This window comes from Bradyrhizobium sp. LA2.1 (assembly GCF_040547725.1).
GTDB lineage: Bacteria > Pseudomonadota > Alphaproteobacteria > Rhizobiales > Xanthobacteraceae > Bradyrhizobium > Bradyrhizobium barranii.
Genome location: NZ_JBEPQI010000009.1, coordinates 131,152 through 156,447 on the forward strand (window position 1 = coordinate 131,152; position 25,296 = coordinate 156,447).

The following is a 25,296-nucleotide window of genomic DNA, read 5'->3' on the forward strand; positions in this document are numbered from 1 at the left end:
CCCGGCGTCACCGGGAGCAGACCGGGGTGAGCCGTTCTACTGTGCATGGGGTTGTTTTCGCAATTCTGTGCGACCGCTCTTCCTGCTGCCTGCAAATCAGTCACGCGCCATTTTGATTCCGCGTTGCAGCGAGACCGTGATCGTCGCCGTGCAAATCTTCGTGGCATTCAGTCTCATTTTCTATTGAGTCTGACTGCAGTGCTCCCGACGCGCTTCTCACCGTCCGCAGATGTGCTAACCTTTTTGCGTCTGTCGTCCTGACAGAGTCCGAACTTCGCCTCTCGACTAGCAAAACAAAATAACGTGCAGCCCTGACGGCTGCCTTAGGGGAGTGACGTGATGAAATTCCATCAATCCGTCTTTCAATCCGTCCTGGCGCTTGCAGCGGTTGCCCTTCTCGCGGGGATAAGCGCAGTCAGCGCACAACAGCAGGACAAGAACCGCCAGCTGAAGAAATACGAATCCGGCACCAAGGAGTTCTGGACCCATCCGCCGGATGACTGGTTCCTCGGCGACGAGACCGAGGCGCAGAAGGGCCTCGCGCCGCCGTCGGGCCCGCCGACCGGCGCGTCGGAGGCCGAGCTCGCCGCGATGATGAAGAAGATCAAGCTGCCGGCCGGCTTCAAGATCGAAGTCTATGCGCCCGGCGTTCTCGCCGCGCGGCAGATGGCCTGGGGTGACAAGGGCACGCTGTTCGTCGGCTCGTTCGGCCTCGGCAACGTCTATGCCATCAAGGACAACAACGGAAAGAAAGAGGTCAAGACCATCCTCAAAGGGCTGAACATGCCCACCGGTCTCGCCTTCAGGGATGGCGCGCTCTACGTCATCGCGGTCGACAAGCTGATCCGTTACGACAACGCCGAAGCCAATCTCGACAAGCTCGGCGACGGCAAGGTCGTCTATGACGACATGCCCTCCTATGCCGCGCATGGCTGGAAGTACATCGCGGTCGACAAGGAAGGCTGGTTCTACCTGCCGTTCGGACCGCCCTTCAACGTCGGCGTGCCCCCGACCAGTGTCTCGCAGATCCGCCGCGTCGATCCCAAGACCGGCAACGCCGAAATCTATGCGCTCGGCGTTCGTAACTCGGTCGGCGGCGACGTCGATCCGCGCACCGGCAAATACTGGTTCACCGAGAACGCGCGCGACTGGATCAGCGACGATCTGCCCTCAGACAAGCTGAACATGATCTCGAAGATCGGCGAGCATTTCGGCTATCCCTACTGCCACCAGGGCGACCTGCTGGATACGAAGTTCGCGATGGGTCACAAGTGCTCCGAGTTCACGCCGCCCGTGCTGAACCTCGGCGCGCATGTCGCTCCGCTCGGTATGAAGTTCTATACCGGCGATCAATTCCCCGCCGAGTACAAGAACAACATCCTGATCGCCGAGCATGGCTCCTGGAATCGTCACAAGTACCAGGGCGGCAATATTACGCGCGTGATCGTCGGCCCCGACGGCAAGAACGCCAAGAAGGAGGTGTTCGCCTCCGGTTGGATCGAGGGTGACCAGGGCTATCTCGGCCGTCCCAACGACATCATCCTCGCCAAGGACGGCTCGATCCTCGTCGCCGACGACTGGGCCGGCGCGATCTATCGCATCAGCTACAGCAAGAAGTAGCGTAAGATGACAAGAGGCTGCGACCGGATGACGGTCGCAGCCTCTTTTGTTTGTGACAGGCTTGCAGCGGAACGCGTTCGTCATGCCCGGACTTGATCCGGGCATCCATCAAATGAGAAACCTCTTTGCAAACGGGATGGATTGCCGGGCCTACGCCAAGCAGGCGGGTCAAGCCCGGCAATGACAGTCGGAGAAATCAGCCATGCGAGTCGTTCGGTTTGGAATTCTGTCTGTGACGCTATCGCTCGCAGCACTTGCAATCGTCCGCGCTCAGGCCGCTGATAATGCCGCGATCCAGGAGAAGGCCGCCGTCTGCTCCGGCTGTCACGGTGAGAACGGCATCTCGCAGACGGAGAACATCCCCTCGCTGGCTGGCCAGCCCGATCAATTCATCCAGTGGCAGCTCGTGTTCTTCCGCGCCGGCTCGCGCAAGAACGACCAGATGCAGCCGATCGCCGAAGAGATCACCAACGAAGACATCCGCAATTTCGGCGCCTATTTCGCGCAAATGACGCCGCCGAAGGCCGCGGAAGACGCGGATCCGGACCTGTCGAAAAAAGGCGCGCAAGTTGCCGTCGGCCGCCGCTGCGCCTCGTGCCACACGGATAGCTTTGCCGGTACCAAGGCGGTTGCGCGGCTCGCGGGCCAGCGCGAGGAATATCTGGTCAAGGCGTTGCACGACTACAAAAGCAGCCAGCGCGTCGGCGGCGGCGGCGCTGCGATGGCCGATGTTGCCTATCACATGAGCGATGAGGAAATCACCGCCGTCTCGCACTATCTCGCGTATTTCAAATAGCGCGGAGCCTGGAGCTACCCCGCCCGCTGCCTCTCATACGCCTTCAGATGCGTATACGCGATGCGCAGCTTCGGCACCGGCACCTTGGCGGCGTCGGCGCGCGCGATGAGGTCGCCGATGACGTGATCGGCCTCGACCGGCAGGCCCGCCTTGATGTCGCGGAACATGGATGCCGTCATCGGCGATCCCTCGGTGGTGAGGTTGCCCTTCACGCGCTCGAAGAACGGGCCGCCCGGCGTGTAGCCCGACGCGGTGGCGATCGCGCTGGTCTCGTCCAGCATGCCGAGCAAAAAGTCCCGGCCGCCGGGGGCCGCGAGGATGTCGCCGACGGAGGTGCGCATCAGGCTGGTGCTTGCGGCGAGCGAAGACAGGAACACCCACTTCTCCCACATGTCCTGCATGATGTTCTGGCTGGCGGCGGCGCCATTGATACCGCTCTTGAAGGCCTCGTCGATCGCCTTGACCCTCTCCGAGAGCTTGCCGTCACGCTCGCCGTAACTGAGCGACTGCATCGGCTGGAGCTGCACCACTTCGCGCTTCTCGTTCAGGGTCGCCGCGATGGCGCAGAGGCCGCCGAGCACGCGCTCCTTGCCGAATTTTTCGTCGAGCGTGTCGAGATGCTTCATGCCGTTGAGCATGGGAATGATCGCTGTATCAGGGCCGACGGCGGCCGCGAACGACTTGATGGCGTCGTCGAGGTCGAACGCCTTGCAGCTCAGGAGCACGACGTCGAACTTTTCCTTGAGCGCGTCGGCCTGAACGGTCGGCGGATTCTTCAGCGTCACGTCGCCGTTCGGGCTCTTGATGACGAGGCCGGCGCTTGCGAGCTCGCTGGCGCGCCGCGGCCGGACCAGGAAGGTGACGTCGCGGCCGGCCTGTAACAGCCTGCCACCAAAATAGCCGCCGATGGCGCCGGCGCCGACCACGAGGATACGCATGAGAGAACTCCGTCCTTATTCTTGGCTTTGTACTAGGTATTTTTGGCGGATGGCGAATAGGAAGTAGCGAATAGCAGGCGCGATTTCCACTCGCTATTCGCTACGCGCCATTCGCGCGCTTCACTTTCCCGACACCATCTCCTCGACCTCGCGCAGCTGCTCCTTGCCGAAGAACATCTCGTTACCGACGAAGAAGGTAGGCGAGCCGAACGCACCGCGGGCAACGGCGTCCTCGGTGTTCTTGATCAGCTTGCCCTTGACCTCGGGCTCCTGGGCGCGGGCGAACAGTTTTTGGGCATCGAGGCCGGAGGACGCCAGCGCCTTCGCTGCGACTTCCGGGTCGTCCATCTTCTTCGGCTCGCGCCACATGTGGTGGAAAGCGGCCTCGACATATTTTTCGAACACGCCCTCCGCCTGTGCCGCGATCGCGGTACGCATCAGGTTCAGCGTGTTGACCGGGAAGAACGGATTCATGACATAGGGCGGGACCTTGAAGCGCTTGACGAAGCGCTCGGTCTCGACCGCCTGGAATTCGCGCTTGTTCTTGATGCCGGCGAGCGTCTCGGCCGGCGACTTGTTGTTGGTCGACTTGAAGATGCCGCCGAGCAGGATCGGCACGTACTCGAATTTGACGCCGATGCGCTGCTCGATCGCCGGGATCGCGAGATGACTGAGATAGGCGTTCGGGCTGCCGAAATCGAACAGGAATTGCGGGGCTGTGCGGGTCAAAATCGTTCTCCCTGACCTGGCTTTTGATCTGGCTTTTCATCCATTGTGGCGCAGCGCGCGCCACGGGTCCACCGTTTAATGATGGTCATAATATCTTGATGATCCGGTCAGATCAGACGCTGGATCGCGCGCCTGCGCCACACCGTGAGGTAATAGCCCATCTGCAAAACGAACATGGCGCAGAACACGATCGGATAGGCGGCCCACACACCTTTCAGGCCGATCGTGCGGCTCAGGATCACCGCGGCCGGCAGCTCGATTGCGACAATGGCGAAGATCGAGAGCAGCATTGGCGTCAAGGCGACGCCGGCCGCGCGCATGGCTCCGGAAAACACGGTGGCCAAGCCGAACGGCACCGAGCTCCACAGCGCGATGTGAAGCAGTCCCCCGGCGAGGTCGAGTACGGCACTGTCGGTGATGAAGAGGCCGAGCACGGCCCGCGGCGCCAGATAGATCAGCCCCACCAGCCCGCCGGTCAGGACGATGTTGAACATGAGGCCGGTGCGCACGATGCCATCGAGCAGCGTCCTGTCGCCGCCGCCGATGGCCTGTGCGCCGAGGATCGAGACCGCGATCGAAATCGACATTGCCGTGAACTGCGTGTAGCCCATCACCTGGTTGACCGCGCCATACGCGGCGGTGGCATCCGATCCAAAGCCGTTGACGAGCCCGAGCAGCACCAGCTCGGCAATCGCCATCACCACCATGCCGACCGCGCTCGGCAGTCCGATGCCGAGGATGTTTCCGAGCACGGCACGATTGAGCCGCAGATGACGCAGCAGCGCGGCATCCGGTGCCAGTGCATGCTTCGTCCGCAGCAGATAGACGGCCAGGGCGATGAGTGTCAGTGCGTTGGCAATCGCGGCCGCCCAGGCCGGACTGGTGATTCCGGCGGCAGGTATCCCGAACGCGCCGCGGATCAGCATCGGTGTCAGGATCAGTCCGATGGTGGTCGACAAGGCCAGCGCCAGCAGCGGCGTCACGGCGTCACCGACGCCGCGGATCATCGCCGTCATCAGCAGGAAGACGAAGCCGAGCGGCATGGTGAGCAGCATGATGCGCGCATAGGCACTGGCCTGGTCGAGGATGTCCGGAGGCGTCGCGAGCATCGTCATTAATTGTCGGCTGAAGAGGCCGCCGACCAAAGCAACCGAAAGCGAGAGCAGCAGGCCGATCGCGAGCGTCGCGCCGACGACGATCCTGATCCTGCCATGCTCGCCCGCGCCAAAGGCCTGGCCGATCAGCACAGTGGCGCCGGTGCTCAGGCCCATGACGAAGGCGAACAGGAAGAACATCACCGGGAAGAACGCCGACACCGCGGCGAGCGCGTCGACGCCGATCATCTGGCCAAGATAGACGTTGCTGACGGTCCCGAACAGCGATTGCAGCGCGTTGCTCAGCACCAGCGGCGCGAGGAAGCGGAGGAATGTCGTCCAGAGCGGTTTTGGCGCAGACATGGATAGGCCTTTCAGGGCGTGCGAAGCCGTTGCCGCGCGATGCACGCGCGGCTCGGCCGTCGATGGGGTGAGAGAAAATGCTGAGCCTAAGCGCGGTCGCTGTAGGCGAGCTTGACGATGTGGTCGCGGACGTCGACCGGCCAGTCGGCGATCAGTCCGGTGAAGCGCCGCCGGTCATCCGCGAACAGGGCGCGCGAAGCTTCCTCGAACTGCGGCAGATTACCCGCCATGGTCGACATGAAGTGATAGGCCGCATCGCGGGCCTGCCGCTCGCGATCCTTGTCGCCGCTTGCGCGTCTTGCCTCGTCGACGAGCTTACGCAGCGCGACCGAGGCGCCGCCCGGCTGGGCTCCGAGCCACTCCCAGTGCCGCGGCAGCAGCGTCACCTCGCGCGCGACCACGCCGAGCTTCGGCCGGCCGCGCCCGCGCGGCTCGCTCGGTGGCGCGGTCTCCTCGACCGGCGGCGGGACAAGCTTCGCCACCCGCGCCAGCACCTCGCGATCCCCGCCGCGCAGATCGAAGTCGATCGGTCGGCCCGTGCTGTCCTCGAAGATGATGATGGGCTCGTCCGGCGGCGGCGCTATCCGTTTGACGACCAGCGCGACCTCTCCTGCGGGCCCGGACGCCAGGCGGCGATGACCCTGGAACGCCGTGAAAATCCGTTGCATTGAAATCATTGCCATATTGATGACGTTGGCGTTTTAATATCCGGGTAAATTGCGGACGTCAATATACCCGGGTTAAATTATCCGTCTGGATGGCTCGACATTGCGTTCCCGGGCTGGCACGAACGGCGCGGCCGACCGACCACGCCTAGCCTGGGGACCTCAACGATGCTGACCGTTCACCACCTCAACAATTCCCGCTCGCAGCGGGTGCTGTGGCTGCTCGAGGAGTTGGGCGTGCCCTACGAGATCGTGCGCTATCAGCGCCAGCCGGATATGCGCGCGCCGAAGGAGCTGCGCGCCATCCATCCGCTCGGCAAGTCGCCCGTCATCACCGACAACGGCAACACCATCGCCGAGTCAGGCGCGATCATCGAATATCTCATTGCGACCTACGGCAACGCCCGGCTGATTCCGCCGCCGAACACGCCGGAGCGGCTGCGCTTCACCTATTGGCTGCACTATGCGGAGGGCTCGGCGATGCAGCCGCTGCTGCTCAAGCTGCTGTTCACGCTGATGCCGAAGCGCGCTCCCGCGCTGCTTCGCCCGCTGGTGCGCAAGGTCTCGAACCAGGCGCTCACCGCGCTGGTCAATCCGCAGCTCAAGCAGCACATGGATTATTGGGAAGGCGAGCTCGGCAAGAGCGAGTGGTTCGCCGGCAGCGAGTTCACCGCCGCCGATATCCAGATGAGCTTCCCGCTCGAAGCCGCGCAAGCGCGTGGCGGGCTCGAGCTCGGCCATCCCAAGGCGATGGCATTCCTGGAACGCATCCATGCGCGCCCGGCGTATGCCAGAGCGCTGGAAAAAGGCGGGCCGTACCAGGTGGGGCGGTAAAATTTCCTCACCGCCCCGGGTGACAACGCCGGACTAGTCCGCGTGCAGCACGCGCCCGCGCGTCTCCGGCAGCGCGAAGGCGGCAATGAAGAACAGCACGTAAGCCACCACCGCGAACATCGCGATCGCATTGGCGAGCGACGTCGTCGCCGAGAGCGCGCCGACCAGGAACGGAAACAGCGCGCCGATGCCGCGGCCGAAATTGTAGCAGAAGCCCTGGCCGGAGCCGCGCAGCCGCGTCGGATAGAGCTCGGTCAGGAATGCGCCGATCCCTGAGAAATAGCCCGAGGCGAAGAAGCCCAGCGGGAAGCCGAGCACCCACAGGATCTCGTTGGTGAGCGGCAGCTGCGTGTAGAGCAGCACCACGGCCATGGCGCCGATCGAGAAGATCAGGAACAGATTGCGCCTGCCGATGCGATCCGCGAGCCAGGCCCCGACGAGATAGCCGATGAACGAGCCGATGATCAGCGTCGAGAGATAACCGGTCGAACCGACGATCGACAGGTGCCGCTCCTTGGTCAGGAACTGCGGCACCCAGAAGGTGACGGCGTAGTAGCCGCCCTGGCAGCCGGTCGCCATCAGCGAGGCCAGGATCGTGGTCTTCAGGATCGGGCCGGAGAAGATTTCCCAGAGCGCAGGACGATCGCCGCTCGCGGCCTGTTTTGCGCGGGCCTCGGCCGCGATCTCCGGCTCGGTGACGGAGCGGCGGATGTAGAACACCAGCAGCGCCGGCAGCGCGCCGATCACGAACATCCAGCGCCACGCCGTCTCCGGCGGCAAAGCCGAGAAGAGGATCGCCTGCGACAGTACGGCGAGACCCCAGCCGACCGCCCAGCCCGACTGCACCGAGCCGACTGCGCGTCCGCGATATTGCGGCCGGATCGCCTCGCCCATCAGCACGGCGCCCGCCGCCCACTCGCCGCCGAAGCCGAGGCCGAGCACGGCGCGTGCGATCAGGAGCTGGTCGAAATTCTGCACGACCGCGCAGACCAGCGAGAAGAACGAGAACCAGATGATGGTGATCTGGAGCGTCCTGACACGTCCGATATGATCGGAGAGATAGCCGCCGAGCCAGCCGCCGATTGCGGAGGCCAGCAGTGTCACGGTGCCGGCGAGTCCGGCCGAGGCCGCATCGACCTTCCACAGCGCGATGATGGTGCCGATCACCAGCGGATAGATCATGAAGTCCATGCCGTCGAGCGCCCAGCCCGCGGCGCAGGCCCAGAACGTCCGCCGCTCCGGCGCGTTCATGTCGCGATAGAAGGCGAGAAGGCTGGTGTCTTCGATCTCCGCGCGCTCAATGCGCTGGGTCGGATCGGCTGTGCTCATGTGCATTTCCCCGGCGGTTCCTTAAAGCTGCGCGGTGGTAGCACGCAGGGCAGCCCGCGCAAGCAGGCGCGCGCTGCCGTGCCATGCAACGGCGAGACTACTGTCCCGCGGCTTCCGCGCCGCGGGTACGCGGATCCGGCGCGCCGAGTGGACCGTTCGGCGTCACCAGAATCGAATTGGCCGAGGTCTGTCCCATCGGCTCGACGATGAGGTGATCCATCGCCTTCAGCTCGAACAGCACATCGCCGGGAAAGCCGCTCTCGATACGCACCTCGTCCGGCAGCCATTGGTGATGCAGCCGCGGCGCAGCGACGGCGGCGGCCACATCCATCTTGTAGTCGAGCACGTTGACGATGACCTGGAGCACGGTCGAGATGATGCGGCTGCCGCCGGGCGAGCCCGTCACCAGCACCGGCTTGCCGTCCTTGAGCACGATGGTCGGGGACATCGAGGACAACGGCCGCTTGCCGGGTCCGGGCAGATTGGGCTCGAAACCGACGAGGCCGTAGGCGTTGGAAGCGCCGACCGCGGCGGTGAAATCGTCGAGCTCGTTGTTGAGCAGCACGCCGGTTCCGTCGGCAACCAGGCCGACGCCATAGCTGAAATTCAGCGTGGTGGTGTTGCTGACGGCATTGCCGCCGTCGTCGACGACGGAAAAGTGCGTGGTGTTGGTGCCCTCGCGCGGCGCGGGAGGGGCGGAGACGAGCTGCTTCGACGGCGTGGCGCGCTCCGTGGAGATGCCGGCGCGCAGCTTGGCGGCGTAGTCCTTTGCAGTGAGCGTGTCGATCGGCGCATTGACGAAGGCGGGATCGCCGAGATAGCGCGCACGATCCGCATAGGCGCGCTTCATGGCTTCGATCAGCAGATGCAGCGAGGCCGGCGACCCCTGTTTCAGATCGGCCAGCTGAAAGCCCTCGAGGATGTTGAGCGTCTCCACCAGCACCACGCCGCCGGAGGAAGGCAGCGGCATCGAGACAATGTCGTAGCCGCGATAGGTGCCGTGCGCCGGGGCACGGATCATCGCCTGATAGGATTTCAGATCGGCCGGCGTCATGATGCCGCCGGCGTCAGTCACGGCCTTGGCGAGCTTGTCCGCGACCGGTCCCTCATAGAAGCCGCGCGGCCCCTGTGCGGCGACGGCCGACAGCGTTTCGGCGAGATCGCTCTGCACCAGCCTGTCGCCTTCGCCGAGCGGTGTGCCGTCGGGGCGCGAGAAGATCCTGGCCGACGACGGCCAGCGCGCCAGCCGCCGGTGCCAACCCGGCAGCGTGTCGGCAAGGTCGTCGGTGACGACAAAACCGTCGCGGGCGAGCCCAATCGCGGGCTCGAGCAGCTGTGCCAGCGTGAACCGGCCCGAGCCGTATTTTTCCAAGGCCAGCACAAGACCTGCGACGGTGCCGGGCACGCCGACGCCGAGCGCGGAATCCCGCGACTTCGCGGCATCGGGCTTGCCGTCAGCGCCGAGGAATATCTGCGGGGTGGTCGCAGCCGGCGCGGTCTCGCGATAGTCGATCGTGATGTCCTCGTTGCGCTCGGCCGAATGGATCACCATGAATCCGCCGCCGCCGATATTGCCGGCGCGCGGATACGTTACGGCCATCGCAAAGCCGGTGGCGACCGCGGCATCGACCGCGTTGCCGCCGCGGCGCAGGATGTCGGCGCCGACTTGCGCCGATATCTTTTCCTGCGCCACCACCATGCCGTGCTCGGACGGAACGGCGTGCACCGTGTCGAGCGCGGGTGGGACATAGGCTCGCCGCGCATCCTGTGCGGTGGCAGACGAAAAACCAAACGCCAGAGTGGCAATGAAGGCGAAAAATGTCCGCCGTGTCGGATATGACGACATCATCAAGCTTCCGTCGCGGCCTCAGGCCAGTTCCCACGCGTCGCTTCAATGCTATACGCTTTGCCCCAACAGAGGCAAAACTGTTCGTGATGGGGACTGGAATATGACGACGATCGCCTCGGATGCGCGCTTGGCCGGCGCGCAGCGGACCTATCCGCCGCGCGCCGCTGTTATCAGCTGGATCTTCTTCGATTGGGCCGCGCAGCCTTATTTCACGCTGATCACGACCTTTGTTTTCGCACCCTATTTCGCCACCAGCATTGCGCCAGATGCCGCCACCGGCCAGTCGTTGTGGGGCTTTGCGATGGCGGCCGCAGGCCTCGCGATCGCGCTGATGTCGCCGGTGCTCGGCGCCATTGCCGATGCCTCGGGCCGCAGGAAGCCGTGGATCGCGGGATTCGGTACACTGCTGGTGCTGGCGGCCTGCACGCTGTGGATCGGCAAGCCCGGCGATCCCACCATCATTGCGCCGCTGCTCACCGCGGTCGCGCTCGCTAGCGTCGGCGCGGAATTCGCCACCGTCTTCAACAACGCGATGATGCCGACCCTGGTGCCGCCTGAGCGGATCGGCCGGCTCTCCGGCACCGGCTGGGCCACGGGTTACATCGGCGGCATCGTCAGCCTCGTCGTCGTGCTCGGCTTCCTCGCCGCCAATCCCGAGACCGGCCGCACGTTGCTCGGCTTCAAGCCGCTGTTCGGGCTCGATCCGGTCAGCCATCAGGGCGACCGCATCGTGGGACCGCTGACCGGGCTGTGGTTCATCATCTTCGTGACGCCATTGTTCCTGTTCACGCCGGATTATCCGGCGAAGCATCCGGTGCGCGAGGCGCTGCGCGAGGGATTGTCGGATCTCAAGCAATCGATTAAGGGCCTGCCGCAGCGGAAATCGCTCGCGGCATTCCTGCTCGCCAACATGATCTACACCGACGGCCTGGTGTCGCTGTTCGCGTTCGGCGGCATCTATGCCGCCGGCACCTTCGGCTGGCACACGATCCAGATCGGCACCTTCGGCATCATGCTCGCGATTGCCGGCGCCCTTGGCGCATGGCTTGGTGGCAAGCTCGACGATGGTCTCGGGCCGAAGCGCGTCATCGCAGGCAGCCTGCTTGTTCTGTTGCTGGCGGTGGCGGCGATTCTTCTGGTCGACAAGGACAGCGTCCTGTTCGTCAAGGTTGCGCCGCCTCTTCCGGGCGCGCCCCTGTTCTCGAGCGCGGCCGAGCGCGCTTATCTCGTTTTGGGTTGTCTCATCGGCGCTGCCGGCGGCCCGCTTCAAGCCGCCTCGCGCACGCTGCTGATCCGTCTCGCGCCGAAGGATCGCATCGCGCAGTATTTCGGCCTGTTCGCGCTGACGGGGAAGGTAACGTCCTTCATCGGCCCGCTGCTGATCGGCATGATCACCGCGGTGACGGCGAGCCAGAAGGCCGGCATGGCCGTGCTGGTGGTGTTTTTCGTCGCGGGGCTGGGGTTGTTGATGCGGGTGCGAGATTAGTGGCGTAGCCCGGATGGAGCGAAGCGCAATCCGGGGCCGCTGTTGCTGAGACGTGAGACCCGGATTTCGCTACGCTCCATCCGGGCTACGCAAATCGCGTTAGTGCCGGAAGTGCCGCGTGCCCGTGAACACCATGGCGATGCCGTGCTCGTCGGCGGCCTTGATCACCTCGTCGTCGCGCATGGAGCCGCCGGGCTGCACCACGGCGGTGGCGCCGGCCTCGATGCAGGCGAGCATGCCGTCGGCGAACGGGAAGAACGCATCCGACGCCACCACCGAGCCCTTGGTGAGCGGCTCTGCGAGCTTGAGCTCATTCGCCGCGTCCTGCGCCTTGCGCGCCGCGATCCGCGCCGAATCCACCCGGCTCATCTGGCCCGCGCCGATGCCGACGGTGGCGAGATCCTTGGCGTAGATGATGGTGTTGGACTTGACGTGCTTTGCGACCCGGAACGCGAATTTCAGATCGCGCATCTCGGCGTCGGTGGGCGCACGTTTGGTCACGACCTTGAAGGTCATGTCGTCGACCACCGCGTTGTCGCGGCTTTGCACGAGGAGGCCGCCGGCCACCGTCTTGGCGGTGAGGCCAGGCGCGCGCGGATCGGGCAGGCTGCCGGCGAGCAGCAGGCGCAGATTCTTGCGCGCGCCGATGATCGCGATCGCCTCCTCGCTGGCGTCGGGCGCGATGATCACCTCGGTGAAGATCTTTGTGATCTCGCGCGCGGTCTCGGCGTCGAGCGCGCGATTCATCGCGATGATGCCGCCGAACGCCGAAGTGGAATCGCATGCGAGCGCCTTGCGATAGGCGCTGACGAGATCGGAGCCTTCGGCCACGCCGCACGGATTGGCGTGCTTGACGATGACGCAGGCCGCGGTGCGCTTGGCGTCGAACTCGCCGATGCACTCGTAGGCCGCATCGGTGTCGTTGATGTTGTTGTAGGAGAGCTCCTTGCCCTGGAGCTGGCGCGCGGTCGAGACGCCCGGCCGCTTGTCGGGCGTCGCATAGAACGCCGCGGTCTGGTGCGGGTTCTCGCCATAGCGCAGCGACTGGATCAGTCTGCCGCCGAAGGCGCGGAAATCGGGCGCGTCGATCTCGAGCTGGCGGTTGAACCAGTTCGAGATCGCGGCGTCATAAGCTCCGGTGCGCGCATAGGCCTTTGCGGCAAGCCGCCGGCGCAGTTTCAACGTCGTCGATCCGTTGTTGGCGGCGAGCTCGTCGAGCACGGCCTTGTAGTCCTCGGCCTCGACCACGACGGCGACGTCGTCATGGTTCTTCGCCGCGGCGCGGATCATCGCGGGGCCGCCGATGTCGATGTTCTCGATGCAATCCTCGAAGCCCGCGCCTTTGTCGACGGTCGCTTCGAACGGATACAGGTTGACGACCAGGAGATCGATCGGCGCGATGCCGTGCGCCTTCATCGCCTCCGCATGTTCCTTGTTGTCGCGGATCGCGAGCAGGCCGCCATGCACCTTCGGATGCAGCGTCTTGACGCGGCCGTCCATCATCTCGGGGAAGCCGGTGAGGTCGGAAACGTCCTTCACCTTGAGGCCGGCCGCGGCGATCGCCTTGGCGGTGCCGCCGGTCGAGACCAGCTCGACATCGTGCGCGGCAAGCGCCTTTGCGAACTCGATCAGGCCGGTCTTGTCGGAGACGGAGAGAAGAGCACGGGTGACGCGGCGGGGATGGTCAGTCATGAGCAAGATCCTCTGTCTTAAGGAGTGTCTATGCCCAGGCGCGCGGCTTCTATATCTCGCGCTTCCCGATGGTGCTCCATCCAAGGTCGCCAGTCGCGCGAGCGAGGGCTCGATAGCAGCTTTCGGCCGTTTTCACAACGATGAGATGGGGCCGAATCGTGCGCGTTTACAGCGGAAGTTCCGGCTCGCGCCGGGCGTTGCGGCGGGCATTGGTGACCGCAGGCGATGCAGTGGAGCGGACGAAGCTCCAGCGGATCGACGGCGCCTGCCGCGCATCCTGCCGGATCACGATCTGCGCGGTGCGGCGCGGGCCGTCATTGCCGGCCAGGAACACGCTGTCCTCGAGGTCGACCTTGTCGTCGAGCGCCTCGAAGGTCCAGACGTCGCGGTTCGGCAGCACCAGCATGACGCCACGGGCATCCGACAGCCGGCTCGCCTTCACCGCCGGATGCAGATGGAAGCGCAGCGCGAAATCGGCATCCGCGCCCTTGAAGCGTCCGCCCTGCGGCGGCGACAGCGTGTCCTCGCCGTCGATGCGTGCGCCGTCATTGGCGATCATCAGCACACGGCGATGGATCGCGCCGAACTTCGCGAGATAGCCGTCATGCGAGGTCGTGAGCAGCGTGCCGTTCTGAACGGTCTCGCGATAGCTCTCGACCTCGACGGGGCCGCTGGTGACGGGTGAACCGTGCAGGAGGCGCTTCATCGCCGACATCTCGACGAACTGGCATGAGGACGTCTCGTGATAGGTCAGCGTCGAATGCGCCGCGGTGCCGCGTGCGAACGGCCGCCAATTGTCGCGGCCCGTGGTCGGCATGCCGCAATTGGTGACGATGCGGCTGATGCCGGAAGACAATTCGAACGACAGGCAGCCGGCATGGGCGTCGTGGCTGACGCCGGCCGGCGGCGGCGGACCGGTGTCGATGATCAGCGTGGTCTGGCCGGCGTCGAGGCGCTGGAAGCCGGTATGCGGCATGTTCGCCATCGGCGCGCCGTGGGTGTCGTCATAGGCGAGCAGCGTGGCGAGCAGGTCCGAGGGCGTCGCGCTCATGCCGTTGAACAGCGCGAAATTGCCGTCGCCGTGCCGGAAGAAGCGCAGCATCGGCATCATGCGGTCGATCGCGTTGAGCAGCGCCGGCGGCGGCGCGATGTTGCGCGCGGCAAAGGTCTGCCGCAGCGGCAACAGGTCGATCAGGAGCTCGATCAGCGCGCCCGGATTGCGGGAGATGTGGCCGCCGTCGGGCAGGATCTGCCGCTGCAACTCGTCCGAGAGCTTTTTCGAGGCACTGCGGATCTGTCCCGCCTGGTTGGCAAGGCACAGCGCCGCGTAGCACAGTGCGATCAGCACCTGGAGCTTCGGCACCCCGTCGGGCATGTTGACCATGGTGTAGCGCAGGAGGCGGATCTCCCGCGCCAGCGCCCGCAGATAGCGGCGGTAGAATTTGTTGTCGGTGTCGTTGAGCACCAGCGGCGCCTGCGACAGCAGCGAGATCACACGCCGCGCCAGCACGTCGGCACGCCGCGCGACGGCGCGGCGCTTGTTGGCGGGGTTGGCGATCCAGTCCTCGACCAGCGCGCGCGCATTGGCGCGCGTCAGCGCGGTGTCGGCGGCGCGCAGATGGCGCAGCCAGCCGAAGCCGAGCAGCGCGACCTCCCAGTCTTCCGACGGCGGTTCGAGATCGAAGATCGAGCGGCCGTGGCAATTGACGATCTTGCCGGCGAAGACGAAGCGGCCGGCATAGATCTCAGCGGCGCGGGTCGCATCCGCGGTGCGCAGGTCATGCGGCGCGATGATCAGCCGGTCGGTACGGCCGGGCCAGACCCGCGATAGCGCAACGGAACCGCCGCTCGCGCGCGCGAGCATGTTCCGCGCGAAGCGGTTCATCACCAGCGTCGAGATACGTCTGCGTTGAGCGACCGACACGCCTTGCCTTGAAGGGGGAGAGGATGAACGACGAATCCTTCTTAATCCCAAAATCGGACGTCTGACACCACCTTGAAGCGTCGCGAATCAGCGCTGGCGCAAAAACCGGTGCAAAATCAGGATTTAACGAGCCGGGCTGCGTAGAAACCGTCGAGCCCGCCGAGCTTGGGATCGGCGTTCGGCAGGTGGCTGGGCAGCGTGCGCAGGTCGCCCTCTGCGGTGATGATCTCGCTGAGCCCCGAGACCTCGGAAGCTTCGATCGGCACGCGGCGCAGGCCGCTCTCCGCGGCCAGCAGCGCCGCGATCGCCTGCTCGCCCTCTTCGGGTTCCAGCGAACAGGTGCAGTAGACCAGCGTCCCGCCCGGCTTGAGCAGCGAGACGGATTTCTTCAGCAGCCGCTGCTGGAGCGCGGTCAGGGCGGCGACGTCGGATTCCTGCCGGAGCCATGCGACATCAGGGTGGCGCCGGATCGTGCCGGTCGATGTGCAGGGCGCATCGATCAGGATGCCGTCAAAACCCTCGGCAGGGCCGGCCCATTCCACGGCGTCGGCGACGACAGTCTCGGCCTGGAGCGACAGCCGCGTCAGATTCTCGCGCAGACGCGCCACCCGGGCGGGTGAGCGGTCGATCGCCGTGACATGCGCGCCGGCCTGTGCCAGTTGCGCGGTCTTGCCGCCCGGGGCGGCGCAGAGATCGGCAATGGACTTGCCTTTGATGATGTCGCCAAATAGCCGAGCCGGCAACGCGGCGGCGGCATCCTGCACCCACCATTGCCCCTCGGTGAAGCCCGGCAGCATGGTCACGGCGCCGTGCAGCACCGTGCGCACCGATCCGGTCGGCAGCACTTCACCGTGCAGCCGGCTCGCCCATTGCGCGGCGTCCGACTTCACGGTGAGATCGAGCGAGGGCTCGTGGCCGAGCGCCAGCGCCATGTCCCTCGCGGTCGCCTCGCCGTAATGCGCGCTCCAGCGCGCGAGCAGCCAGGGCGGCAGGTCCAGCGATTGCGTGGCAACTTCATCCACCAGCGCCTTGCCCTCGCGCGCGCAGCGGCGCAGCACGGCATTGACGAGGCCGGCATAACGCGCGGCACGCCGGTCGGATTGGACAAGGCGGACGGAGAGATCGACCGCAGCGTGATCGGGCACGTCCATCCAGAGGATCTGGGCGGCGCCGATCAGGAGTGCGCTCTGCGCGCGCGGCGCTTCGGAGGGAATGCCCTTGTCGAGCAGGCGGGACAGCACATGGCCGAGCGTGCCCAGCCGGCGCAGCACGGTCGCGACCAGTCGGCGCATCAGCGCGCGGTCGCGGTCGGCGAGCGTCTTCAATCCGGGATGGGCACCGCTGCCGTCGAGCTGATCGTCAAGCGTGCGGTGCTTGTGCAGCACGCCGTCGACGATGTCAGCGGCGATCCGCCGCGCCGCGAGACCGGGCACTTCGGACGGAGGAGCGAAACGTTGAGATGGCATGCGGCTTAAGGTTCTTGGCGAGCGGCAGTTCCGCCGCAATGGGCGCATGCCTCGAGAGACCTATCTCTGGCATGCGAATATGCCAAATGTAAGAATGGCCTCTCGCGTTTACAGCCCGGCATGACCATCTCAGCAATGCGTTATTGGACGTCGCACACCCCGTGATCCTGCGCTAGGAACCGCCGAGATGAGTGACCAGCCCCCCGTTCCCGATCGCAAGCCGCTCCCGCCGGCCGCCCAGCGCGCGCTGGCCGAGGCGGAAGCGCGCCGGCAGGCTGCTGCTGCCCACGCCGCGGCGGCGCCGAAGGAATTGCAGGGACCGAAGGGACCTGAGCCCACCCGCTACGGCGATTGGGAGCGCAAAGGTATCGCCTCGGACTTTTGAGGCTGTCGTTTGAGGCTGTCTTTTGAGGCTATCTTGCCGGATCGCCCGACTCAGCCCTAGCGTGCGCGGATGCCGCGCTTCGATCCCAGCCATCCATACCGGCCCTCATACAGTGGTTCGCCGTTCGGCCGTCACTTCTCGGGGCTGTTGCCGTGGATGTTCGTGGTCGCGATCGTGGTGGCCGTCGTGCTTACGTTCCGGCACGGGATGAACTGGCCCTTCCCGCATGCGATCGACGGTCAATCGCGAGATGCCCAGATCATTTTGCAGCAGGCCAATCCGGACATCCGTCAGCCGGTCGACGTCATTCGCACGATCGACGGCGATACCTTTCTCGCTCGCGTGCACCAGCGCGACGGACGCGTTCTCGTTGCGCGCGTTCGCCTGCGCGGTATCGATGCGCCGGAGATGAAGGCATCCTGCCAGGATGAATTGGACAAGGCTCAAGCGGCGACCGGCGCGCTGCGCGATCTGCTCGGCCAGGGCGGCGTGACGATCACCAATCTTGGCCCCGACAAATACGGCCGCGTTCTCGCCAACGTCGCGACGAAGCGAACCGCGGACGTATCTGCCGCGTTGCTCGCCGGCGGTTACGCGCGCAGCTACAACGGCGGCCATCGCGACGGCTGGTGCGCGCGCGGCTGGCGCTTCTGGTAACAAAAAAGCCGCGTCGATGGACGCGGCTCTTTCAATTCTGTGACGAGTTTGGAGATCAGCGCGTCACGACCACCGTCGTGCCGACCGAGACGCGGCTGTAGAGATCGGTGATGTCGTCGTTGAGCATGCGGATGCAGCCATAGGAGACGAAGCCGCCGACCGAGCCCGGCACATTGGTGCCGTGGATGGCATACTCGCCGCCGGCCAGCGTCATCGCCGCAACGCCCATCGGGTTGCGCGGCGAGCCGCCCGGAATGACGTCGGGGATGCTGGGCTTGTCGCGCTTCACTTCCGCAGGCGGCGACCAGGCCGGGTTGAGATATTTGCCGTCGATGCGGGTGGTGCCGGCCCATTGCTTGCCGGACTTGCCGACGCCGACCGGATAGCGCACGGCGTGGCCGTTATCGAGGATGAGATAGAGCCGCCGCTCGTTGGTTTTGACCACGATGGTGCCCGGCGAATAGTCGGCCAGGTGCGCCCCCACCATTTCCGGCCGCGCCTCTGCCGCCGTCGACATCAAGATCCCAGCCCCGATGGTGGCGGCGAGCGCCACAGCAATCCTTACCGACATCAATTTTTCCTCTGCCCCGAACGGATCGTCCAAAACTACGCAGCACCGGCAATTGCCCGCTTGCCCGGATATTCTTAACCGCGCCTGTTAACCGGATGGTTTCCACGCGCGGCCGCCAAGGGCCCGCCAGCACGCGGAACAAAGAAAATGTTCGAAATAAAGTAAATGACAAGAAAACAACACTTGGCTGGAAAGACGCGGGCGCGACGCCGCGGGCCCTGACAAGTGCGTGAGGGTGTGAACGGCTGTTGTTTCGAGGGACGTCAGCGCGTGAGGCGATCTCATGTCCCGGCCGCGGGCTACCGGCCGCCGCTCATTCTCCCGCTCCGACTGGGATAATTTGGCCGCACAACTATCGAAAAGTGCTCGCCGCCCTATATTGTCAGTAACCGCTCTCGCCGTAAGCCCGAGGTGTCCATGACAAGCGATGGCTCGCGTACCCCAAGCGGGGGAATCGTCATCATCGGGTCGCTCTCGCCCGAGACCCAGGAACAGCTTGCGAAGGTCGCCGACTGCAAGATCGCAACCGTCTCGGGCGCACCGCAAACCCACGTCCTGGAAACGACCGGGGTCGATCTCCGCCGGTTGTCCGAACGCGTCAACAAGGTGGTCGGCACGGAGGGGGTGGTCGCCCCGATCCTCGCCGACGACGAAGGTAACCGGCTGCTGCCCACCGGCCGGATGCAAGTCCGATTCAAGGAAGCGCCGACGGACAAGGTTTTGCAGACCTTTGCCAAGAAGCACAAGGTTGCGCCCGGCCAACGCAACAAATGGTCGCCTCAACAGGCCGAATTCGCCGTGCGCACGGACGACACGCGCTATTTCCCGGACGTTGCCGCGGAGATGGAGAAGGACAGCAAGGTTGCGACAGCATGGCCTGATGTCCGGGCGGCGTTCCGGCGCGAAAGCACGTGACTATCGAAAGTCGTGAGCTATGATCCCCTCAACCGTTGGACGATCGGGAGGGGTCCATGAAATTGCGATTTGGAAAGGACGACTGGCTCGAACTGGAGCAGGTGTCGCTGGATTCGCATGTTCAACGCGGCATGCGGACGTTTTCGCTTGCACCGCAGGTGGCGATGGCATCGCCGACGGAGCGCGCGGCCGCGAGCCGCGCCGCCGTGGTCGCCAATCGTGTCGTGCAACAGGTTTTTCAAAAGAGCGTCCCCGCTTACGCCTCGCCGGCTCAACGCGCGGCAGCCGATCTGGACAAGGTCCAGACCGCCGTATTCTCCGATCCGCGCGGCACGCTGCGCGTGGTCTATCGCGAAGTCGTGCTCAGGTTCGAGCCGAATCTCGCGGCGGCGAAACAGAAAGCGCTACTCGACAAATACGGGCTGCAAATCCGCGTCCGCAACGCGTTCCAGTCGGATCAGTTGATCGCGTTCGATCCCACACGCAAGTACATTGCCGAAAAGATGGTCGAGCTCGCCAACGAGCTGACGGAAACTGACGAAGTCGTGTTTGCCTTTCCGAACTTCGTTTCCGAGTTCAAGCGCGGATTGCAAGCCCCCAAGCCAATCGCTGCGCAATGGCATCTCGCCACGGTCAACGCGCGCAAGGCCTGGAGCAAATCGCAAGGAGGCGGCATCGTGATTGCTGTCCTCGACGATGGTGTCGACGTCGACCATCCGAATCTCGCGACCAACATCAAGCGCAAGCCCGATTCCACTGAACCGCGCGACCGATTCGGACGTGACTTCTTCGTCGGAGAGGATGCGCCCGATCATTTCGATCCGACACCAAAACGGTTTCGCGCACCGTTCGACATGATGGCGGGGAATGACATTCACGGGACCTGCTGTGCCGGTGTCGCGGCGGCATCGGGCAAGAAAGGCGTTTTCGGTATCGCGCCGAGAGCAAGCATCCTTCCAGTCAAGATTTTCCATGCGGATGATCTCGCCACGGAATCGCAAGTCGCAAATGCCATCCGGTATGCTTCGCGCTTTGCCGACATCCTGTCCTGCTCGTGGAGCGGACCGGCCTCGCCCGATATTCGGTTCGCGCTCGAAGAGGCAGGTGCCGGCCGCGGCGGAAAGGGCTGTCCGATATTTTGCGCGACCGGCAATGATTTCCGGGATCAGGTCGGATTTCCGGCCCAATCCCCGTTCTCGATCGGTGTTGGCGCATCAACCGACCAGGGAGACCTCGCAGACTATTCCAATCGGGGCCCCCAAGTCTCCGTGGTCGCACCGTCAAGCGGCGGCGCGAAAGGAATCTTCACGACCGACGTGAGCAAACCCGGCCGCGGGTTCAATATCGGCAGCGCCGCGGCCGGCGGCGCCGACGGACTCAACACCAACGTCTTCGGTGGGACCTCGTCAGCAACACCCCTGGCGGCAGGAATCGCGGCCCTCGTCCTGGCGGCGAATTCCAGTCTCAGCCGCGACGACGTTCGCAATATTCTCCAGAGCACGGCGGAGAGGATCGGGCCGGCCGCGTCATACGACGCCAACGGCCACAGCGATCGTTTCGGCTTCGGCCAGGTCGATGCCGCGGCCGCCGTTGATGCGGCGCTGGCGGCCGCTGCCGTCGCCAAGGTGTCGCCGGATGCGCAGAAGCCGGTCAAGAAAGCCGCAAAGAAGACTTCGAAAAGCAAGAAGGCATCGAAGAAAAAGCCTCCGAAGAAGGCGGCCAAAAAGAGCGGCCGCAAGAGCGCCAAGAAAGCGGTCAAGAAAGCCGCGAGAAAATCCGGCTAGACGTCTGCTTTGTACCGGTGCGGCCGACAGCTTTGGCTATCGACCGCGTGCTGTGTGCCTCAGGCGCTCTTGGTCCGGTTCTGCCGGTTCTTGACGAGATCGTCGACCACGGCCGGATCGGCGAGCGTCGAGGTGTCGCCGAGGCTGCCCGGCTCGTCCTCGGCGATCTTGCGCAGGATGCGGCGCATGATCTTGCCCGAGCGGGTCTTGGGCAGGCTAGGCGAGAACTGGATCTGGTCGGGCGCGGCGATCGGGCCGATCTCCTTGCGCACCCAGGTGACGAGCTCCTTGCGCAGATCGTCGCTCGGCTCGACGCCGGCCATCAGGGTGACATAGGCGTAGATGCCCTGGCCCTTGATGTCGTGCGGGTAACCGACCACGGCGGCTTCCGACACCTTCTCATGCGCGACCAGCGCGCTCTCGACTTCAGCGGTGCCCATGCGGTGGCCGGAGACGTTGATGACGTCGTCGACGCGGCCGGTGATCCAGTAATAGCCGTCGGCGTCGCGCCGGCAGCCGTCGCCGGTGAAATACTTGCCCTTGTAGGTCGAGAAATAGGTCTGCTCGAAGCGGGCGTGATCGCCATAGACCGTGCGCATCTGGCCCGGCCATGATCGCGTCAGGCAGAGATTGCCTGATGTCTCGCCGTCCAGCACCTTGCCATCGGCATCGACGATCTCAGGCACGACGCCGAAGAACGGCTGCGTCGCCGAGCCCGGCTTCAGCTTGGTCGCGCCCGGCAGCGGCGTGATCAGGATGCCGCCGGTCTCGGTCTGCCACCAGGTGTCGACGATCGGGCAGCGGTCGTCGCCGACGACGCGGTGATACCACTCCCAGGCTTCGGGATTGATCGGCTCGCCGACCGAGCCAAGCAGCCGGAGGCTTGCACGCGACGTCTTCTTCACGGGCTCGTCGCCGCTCTGCATCAGTGCGCGGATCGCGGTCGGCGCGGTGTAGAAGATGTTGACCTTGTGCTTGTCGATCACGTTCCAGAAACGGGAATTGTCCGGATAATTCGGCACGCCCTCGAACATCAGCGTGGTCGCGCCGTTCGCCAGCGGCCCATAGAGGATGTAGCTGTGTCCGGTGACCCAGCCGACGTCGGCGGTGCACCAGTAGATGTCGCCGTCGTGATAGTCGAAGACGTATTGATGCGTCATCGCGGCGAACACGAGATAGCCGCCCGAGGTGTGCAGCACGCCCTTGGGCTGGCCGGTCGAGCCCGACGTGTAGAGGATGAACAGCGGATCCTCGGCGTGCATGTGCTCGGCCCGGCATTCCGTCGTCACCATCTTGGCGGCGTCGTGATACCAGAGATCGCGCGACGGATTCATCTCGACCATGCCGCCGGTGCGCTTGACAACGACGACCCAGTCGACGCCGTCGGCCTTGGCGAGCGCTGCGTCGACATTGGCCTTCAGCGGCACCTTCTTGCCGCCGCGCAGACCTTCGTCCGCGGTGATGATCACCTTGGACTGGCAGTCGTTGATACGCTGGGCGAGGCTGTCGGGCGAGAAGCCCGCGAACACCACGGAGTGGATCGCGCCGATCCGCGCGCAGGCCAGCATCGCGTAGGCCGCTTCCGGAATCATCGGCAGGTAGATGGTGACGCGGTCGCCCTTCTTGACGTTGCGGGTGCGCAGGATGTTGGCCATCCGGCAGACCTCGTCGTGCAGCTCCTTGTAGGTGATGTGTCTGGATTGCGAGGGATCGTCACCTTCCCAGATGATCGCGGTCTGGTTGGCGCGCGTGTGAAGATGCCGGTCGATGCAGTTCCAGGCGACGTTGAGGATTCCGTCCTCGAACCATTTGATCGAGATGTTGCCGGGTGCGAAGGAGACGTTCTCGATCTTCGTCGGCGCGTGCATCCAGTCGATACGCTTGGCCTGCTCCGCCCAGAACGCGTTCGGGTCGGAGATCGAGCGGGCATACATGTCCTTGTACTTGGCTTGGTCGATCCAGGCACGCTTGGCCCATTCCGCGGGGACGTCGTAGGTCTTCTCGGACATGCTTCCCTCCAGATACGGCAAGCCGAGCCAAGGTGACTGGCGAGCCGACGTCATCATTGAACCGATTATGCGTCCGCCTAACCGGACCCGACAAGGAGCACAAGCTGGACCTTCGACGAGCAGGCGGCCATGCGGAAGATCAACGCCGCCTAGCGCGACTGTCGCAGATCTGAAACAGGCCGGCGCGGCTTTCCAGGTCTTTACCAAGACGCCGGAATGGGCCTGTGCAGGGCGCCCATGTGCCGCAGTAGGTATTTAGAAACCGTCTGTCACTGATTCGGGACTCGCAATGCGGTTCGGAACACCCTAAATGGCCAACCCGGGTCCCGAGAGACCGTCCAAGAGACCCTTGGAACAAAAATCAGAACAGCGGCATTGACCGATAACAGACAGGGCTAAGGCTTAAGACTATGATGGATCAGCAGAATCTCGGGACGATGCGGCTCGCTTCGGCCGATCCTGCTGCTGTCGCGCTGGCCAAAGCCCTCGGACAATGGCCGAAACCGGCCGGTTCCGCCCGTCTCAGCCCGAAAAAGGTCTTCGACACCGCGCCTGCGACCTCGGTTGAGGCGATCGCCAAGGAGCTGGGCCTGCGGCTCGGCGACCAGAACGAGCTGACCATCCGGCGCATCAAGCGCGGCAAGGGCTATTCCTTCGTCCGTCCCAACGGCGCGCATATCCGCGACGCCCGCACTATCCGCCGGCTGCACGCCATGGCGGTGCCGCCGGCCTATCGCCAGGTGCGCTACTCGGCCGATCCGAGCTCGCATCTCCAGGCGGTGGGACGCGATGCCGCGGGCCGGCTGCAATATCGCTATCACGCCGATTGGGAAAAGGTCCGCGAGCACCGCAAGGCGCACCGGCTGGAAAAGCTCGTCGGCGCGCTGCCAAAGATCCGGCGCAAGGTCTCGGCGTTCCTGTCGGGCGACGAGCCGACGCGTGAATTCGCACTCTCGGCCGTGATCGAGCTGATCGCGCGCACCGCGATCCGCCCCGGCAATGAATCCTATGCCCGCCTCAACGGCACCCGCGGTGCCACCACGATGCTGAAGTCGAACGTTACGCTCGAGGACGATTCCTTCGTGCTGACCTTCAAGGCGAAGGGCGGCAAGGCGGTGCGCAAGGAGTGCGACGCGGCCAAGCTGGTGCGCGCCATCGGCATCCTGAACGGCGTTCCCGGCAAGCGCATGTTCCAGTATCGCGACGCCTACGGCATCGTGCGCGCGGTCAGCACCACGCAGGTGAACGCGTTTCTGCGCGAGATCGCCGGCATCAAGATTTCGCTGAAGGATTTTCGCACGCTGATGGCGTCCGCAGTCGTGGTGGAATCGCTGTCGCGGATCACGCCGGCGACCAGCCAGCGCGGCCGCAAGAAGCAGGTGCTGGACGCGATCCGCGCCGCAGCCGACAAGCTCTCCAACACGCCGGCGATCTGCCGCAAGAGCTACGTCCACGACACCATCGTCACCGCCTTCGAGGACGGCATCCTCGAACGCTTCGCCGCGACCATGAAGGGCCAGCGTTCGCAGGCCAGGCGCGAACAACTTTTGCAGCAGGTGGTGGCGACCGCGGCGGTTTAAGCGGCGGTGCCGTAGGGTGGGCAAAGGCGCGAAGCGCCGTGCCCACCATTCTTCACGACATTGTTGATAGGCCGCATGGGCACGCTTCGCTTTGCCCACCCTACGAGAGCTACATCTTGTCTGAGATACCCTTGTCCGGACCGGGATCACGGCCCGCGGCGGCGCTCGTCAGCCGGCCCAGATAATGCGCCCATCCTTTCGCGTGCGCGGCGGCCTGTTCCTCGGTCGGGAGCCCGCTATGGGTCATGCGCAGCAGCGTGCCGCCGTCGCGCTCGATCAGGTCGATCTCGATCAGGCTCGAGCCGGGCGGCACTTCCTGACCGCCCTCCCAGCCGAACGTATAGGCTAGGCGATGCACCGGCACGACCTCGCGGAAGGTGCCGCGGCCGACGCCGCCACGCGGGCCGATGCCCTTGAGGAGATAGAGCCCGCCGGGATGCGGCTCCGTGGTCGCGTCGGAGCCCATCCAGCTCAGGATTTTCTCGGGGTCGGTCAAATAGGCGAAGACGGTGGCGCGGGGGGCTGCGATCTGGGTTTCGCGTCGCACTACGAACGGCTCGGTCATCGACGATGATCCCTGGCTGACACTGGCACATGGCGGCGCCCCACC

At 64.8% G+C, this 25,296-nt stretch carries 21 protein-coding genes and 1 riboswitch; of the genes, 9 read left to right on the top strand and 12 right to left on the bottom strand.

From position 1 onward, the window contains the following. Window positions 1–339: 339 nt before the first annotated feature. Window positions 340–1,620: a PQQ-dependent sugar dehydrogenase gene (locus tag ABIB95_RS19505; RefSeq protein ID WP_354241301.1), complete on the top strand. Its 1,281-nt coding sequence runs from the start codon at window positions 340–342 to the stop codon at window positions 1,618–1,620. Between the two features lie 202 nt (window positions 1,621–1,822). Further along, the gene (locus ABIB95_RS19510; RefSeq protein WP_135213942.1) at window positions 1,823–2,416 is read left to right on the top strand and encodes a c-type cytochrome; all 594 of its coding nucleotides are present in this window, start codon (window positions 1,823–1,825) and stop codon (window positions 2,414–2,416) included. Window positions 2,417–2,430: 14 nt separating this feature from the next. Here ABIB95_RS19510 and panE read toward each other — a convergent pair whose 3' ends face one another. From panE to ABIB95_RS19530, 4 genes are all read right to left on the bottom strand, one after another. Beyond that, window positions 2,431–3,354: a 2-dehydropantoate 2-reductase gene (gene panE / locus ABIB95_RS19515; protein WP_354241303.1), complete on the bottom strand. Its 924-nt coding sequence runs from the start codon at window positions 3,352–3,354 to the stop codon at window positions 2,431–2,433. A 120-nt stretch (window positions 3,355–3,474) separates the two neighbouring features. Continuing rightward, a complete protein-coding gene (locus ABIB95_RS19520) occupies window positions 3,475–4,083 on the bottom strand; it encodes a 2-hydroxychromene-2-carboxylate isomerase (protein ID WP_354113540.1) in 609 nt (202 codons plus the stop codon). 107 nt (window positions 4,084–4,190) lie between these two features. Further along, on the bottom strand, window positions 4,191–5,540 hold the full coding sequence (locus tag ABIB95_RS19525) for an MATE family efflux transporter (RefSeq protein WP_354241305.1): 1,350 nt from the start codon (window positions 5,538–5,540) through the stop codon (window positions 4,191–4,193). Window positions 5,541–5,626: 86 nt separating this feature from the next. Then, on the bottom strand, window positions 5,627–6,223 hold the full coding sequence (locus ABIB95_RS19530; protein WP_354241307.1) for a DUF2239 family protein: 597 nt from the start codon (window positions 6,221–6,223) through the stop codon (window positions 5,627–5,629). Window positions 6,224–6,373: 150 nt separating this feature from the next. On the opposite strand from ABIB95_RS19530, the gene ABIB95_RS19535 reads away from it, so the two are divergent. Continuing rightward, window positions 6,374–7,039 carry a glutathione S-transferase family protein gene (locus ABIB95_RS19535; RefSeq protein ID WP_354241309.1) on the top strand — a complete coding sequence of 222 codons (666 nt, stop codon included), beginning with the start codon at window positions 6,374–6,376 and terminating at the stop codon, window positions 7,037–7,039. Between the two features lie 33 nt (window positions 7,040–7,072). Here the strand turns inward: ABIB95_RS19535 and ABIB95_RS19540 are convergent, their stop codons facing one another. Both ABIB95_RS19540 and ggt read right to left on the bottom strand, forming a co-directional pair. After that, a complete protein-coding gene (locus ABIB95_RS19540) occupies window positions 7,073–8,368 on the bottom strand; it encodes an MFS transporter (protein ID WP_063980311.1) in 1,296 nt (431 codons plus the stop codon). Window positions 8,369–8,465: 97 nt separating this feature from the next. Then, window positions 8,466–10,217, bottom strand: coding sequence for a gamma-glutamyltransferase (ggt, locus tag ABIB95_RS19545; protein ID WP_354241311.1), 1,752 nt, complete (start codon window positions 10,215–10,217; stop codon window positions 8,466–8,468). A 100-nt stretch (window positions 10,218–10,317) separates the two neighbouring features. Between ggt and ABIB95_RS19550 the strand changes: the two genes are divergently transcribed. Beyond that, window positions 10,318–11,703 carry an MFS transporter gene (locus ABIB95_RS19550; RefSeq protein ID WP_354241313.1) on the top strand — a complete coding sequence of 462 codons (1,386 nt, stop codon included), beginning with the start codon at window positions 10,318–10,320 and terminating at the stop codon, window positions 11,701–11,703. 99 nt (window positions 11,704–11,802) lie between these two features. Here ABIB95_RS19550 and purH read toward each other — a convergent pair whose 3' ends face one another. The 3 genes from purH to ABIB95_RS19565 form a co-directional block, all read right to left on the bottom strand. Then, a complete protein-coding gene (gene purH, locus ABIB95_RS19555) occupies window positions 11,803–13,395 on the bottom strand; it encodes a bifunctional phosphoribosylaminoimidazolecarboxamide formyltransferase/IMP cyclohydrolase (RefSeq protein WP_283017910.1) in 1,593 nt (530 codons plus the stop codon). Between the two features lie 25 nt (window positions 13,396–13,420). After that, window positions 13,421–13,502, bottom strand: a riboswitch (ZMP/ZTP riboswitch). Between the two features lie 59 nt (window positions 13,503–13,561). Then, window positions 13,562–15,280 carry a heparinase II/III family protein gene (locus tag ABIB95_RS19560; protein WP_231145448.1) on the bottom strand — a complete coding sequence of 573 codons (1,719 nt, stop codon included), beginning with the start codon at window positions 15,278–15,280 and terminating at the stop codon, window positions 13,562–13,564. Between the two features lie 155 nt (window positions 15,281–15,435). Further along, window positions 15,436–16,785 (bottom strand): RsmB/NOP family class I SAM-dependent RNA methyltransferase, encoded by a 1,350-nt coding sequence (locus ABIB95_RS19565; protein WP_354241315.1) that lies wholly within the window; start codon window positions 16,783–16,785, stop codon window positions 15,436–15,438. Between the two features lie 187 nt (window positions 16,786–16,972). On the opposite strand from ABIB95_RS19565, the gene ABIB95_RS19570 reads away from it, so the two are divergent. Together ABIB95_RS19570 and ABIB95_RS19575 are read left to right on the top strand one after the other, a co-directional pair. Next, window positions 16,973–17,170: a DUF1674 domain-containing protein gene (locus tag ABIB95_RS19570; RefSeq protein ID WP_028151091.1), complete on the top strand. Its 198-nt coding sequence runs from the start codon at window positions 16,973–16,975 to the stop codon at window positions 17,168–17,170. 69 nt (window positions 17,171–17,239) lie between these two features. Then, window positions 17,240–17,827: a thermonuclease family protein gene (locus ABIB95_RS19575; RefSeq protein WP_135213931.1), complete on the top strand. Its 588-nt coding sequence runs from the start codon at window positions 17,240–17,242 to the stop codon at window positions 17,825–17,827. A gap of 55 nt (window positions 17,828–17,882) precedes the next feature. On the opposite strand, the gene ABIB95_RS19580 is transcribed toward ABIB95_RS19575, so the two are convergent. Further along, on the bottom strand, window positions 17,883–18,398 hold the full coding sequence (locus ABIB95_RS19580; RefSeq protein WP_354241318.1) for a L,D-transpeptidase: 516 nt from the start codon (window positions 18,396–18,398) through the stop codon (window positions 17,883–17,885). A gap of 417 nt (window positions 18,399–18,815) precedes the next feature. Between ABIB95_RS19580 and ABIB95_RS19585 the strand changes: the two genes are divergently transcribed. Together ABIB95_RS19585 and ABIB95_RS19590 are read left to right on the top strand one after the other, a co-directional pair. Next, complete coding sequence (locus ABIB95_RS19585; protein WP_354241320.1) at window positions 18,816–19,313, top strand: hypothetical protein; 498 nt, start codon at window positions 18,816–18,818, stop codon at window positions 19,311–19,313. A 56-nt stretch (window positions 19,314–19,369) separates the two neighbouring features. After that, window positions 19,370–21,097: a S8 family serine peptidase gene (locus ABIB95_RS19590; protein ID WP_354241322.1), complete on the top strand. Its 1,728-nt coding sequence runs from the start codon at window positions 19,370–19,372 to the stop codon at window positions 21,095–21,097. A gap of 59 nt (window positions 21,098–21,156) precedes the next feature. Here the strand turns inward: ABIB95_RS19590 and acs are convergent, their stop codons facing one another. Continuing rightward, complete coding sequence (acs, locus tag ABIB95_RS19595; RefSeq protein WP_354241324.1) at window positions 21,157–23,106, bottom strand: acetate--CoA ligase; 1,950 nt, start codon at window positions 23,104–23,106, stop codon at window positions 21,157–21,159. A 410-nt stretch (window positions 23,107–23,516) separates the two neighbouring features. Between acs and ABIB95_RS19600 the strand changes: the two genes are divergently transcribed. Next, a complete protein-coding gene (locus ABIB95_RS19600; RefSeq protein ID WP_063980320.1) occupies window positions 23,517–24,686 on the top strand; it encodes a DNA topoisomerase IB in 1,170 nt (389 codons plus the stop codon). A gap of 109 nt (window positions 24,687–24,795) precedes the next feature. Here the strand turns inward: ABIB95_RS19600 and ABIB95_RS19605 are convergent, their stop codons facing one another. After that, window positions 24,796–25,251 carry an SRPBCC family protein gene (locus tag ABIB95_RS19605; RefSeq protein ID WP_063980321.1) on the bottom strand — a complete coding sequence of 152 codons (456 nt, stop codon included), beginning with the start codon at window positions 25,249–25,251 and terminating at the stop codon, window positions 24,796–24,798. Window positions 25,252–25,296: the final 45 nt, after the last annotated feature.

Coding starts and splice junctions, on each gene's coding strand:
- ABIB95_RS19505 (WP_354241301.1), top strand. CDS start 340: ATGAAATTCCATCAATCCGTCTTTCAATCCGTCCTGGCGCTTGCAGCG.
- ABIB95_RS19510 (WP_135213942.1), top strand. CDS start 1,823: ATGCGAGTCGTTCGGTTTGGAATTCTGTCTGTGACGCTATCGCTCGCA.
- panE (WP_354241303.1), bottom strand. CDS start 3,354: ATGCGTATCCTCGTGGTCGGCGCCGGCGCCATCGGCGGCTATTTTGGT.
- ABIB95_RS19525 (WP_354241305.1), bottom strand. CDS start 5,540: ATGTCTGCGCCAAAACCGCTCTGGACGACATTCCTCCGCTTCCTCGCG.
- ABIB95_RS19530 (WP_354241307.1), bottom strand. CDS start 6,223: ATGGCAATGATTTCAATGCAACGGATTTTCACGGCGTTCCAGGGTCAT.
- ABIB95_RS19535 (WP_354241309.1), top strand. CDS start 6,374: ATGCTGACCGTTCACCACCTCAACAATTCCCGCTCGCAGCGGGTGCTG.
- ABIB95_RS19540 (WP_063980311.1), bottom strand. CDS start 8,368: ATGAGCACAGCCGATCCGACCCAGCGCATTGAGCGCGCGGAGATCGAA.
- ggt (WP_354241311.1), bottom strand. CDS start 10,217: ATGATGTCGTCATATCCGACACGGCGGACATTTTTCGCCTTCATTGCC.
- ABIB95_RS19550 (WP_354241313.1), top strand. CDS start 10,318: ATGACGACGATCGCCTCGGATGCGCGCTTGGCCGGCGCGCAGCGGACC.
- purH (WP_283017910.1), bottom strand. CDS start 13,395: ATGACTGACCATCCCCGCCGCGTCACCCGTGCTCTTCTCTCCGTCTCC.
- ABIB95_RS19560 (WP_231145448.1), bottom strand. CDS start 15,280: ATGAACCGCTTCGCGCGGAACATGCTCGCGCGCGCGAGCGGCGGTTCC.
- ABIB95_RS19565 (WP_354241315.1), bottom strand. CDS start 16,785: ATGCCATCTCAACGTTTCGCTCCTCCGTCCGAAGTGCCCGGTCTCGCG.
- ABIB95_RS19570 (WP_028151091.1), top strand. CDS start 16,973: ATGAGTGACCAGCCCCCCGTTCCCGATCGCAAGCCGCTCCCGCCGGCC.
- ABIB95_RS19575 (WP_135213931.1), top strand. CDS start 17,240: ATGCCGCGCTTCGATCCCAGCCATCCATACCGGCCCTCATACAGTGGT.
- ABIB95_RS19580 (WP_354241318.1), bottom strand. CDS start 18,398: ATGTCGGTAAGGATTGCTGTGGCGCTCGCCGCCACCATCGGGGCTGGG.
- ABIB95_RS19585 (WP_354241320.1), top strand. CDS start 18,816: ATGACAAGCGATGGCTCGCGTACCCCAAGCGGGGGAATCGTCATCATC.
- ABIB95_RS19590 (WP_354241322.1), top strand. CDS start 19,370: ATGAAATTGCGATTTGGAAAGGACGACTGGCTCGAACTGGAGCAGGTG.
- acs (WP_354241324.1), bottom strand. CDS start 23,106: ATGTCCGAGAAGACCTACGACGTCCCCGCGGAATGGGCCAAGCGTGCC.
- ABIB95_RS19600 (WP_063980320.1), top strand. CDS start 23,517: ATGATGGATCAGCAGAATCTCGGGACGATGCGGCTCGCTTCGGCCGAT.
- ABIB95_RS19605 (WP_063980321.1), bottom strand. CDS start 25,251: ATGACCGAGCCGTTCGTAGTGCGACGCGAAACCCAGATCGCAGCCCCC.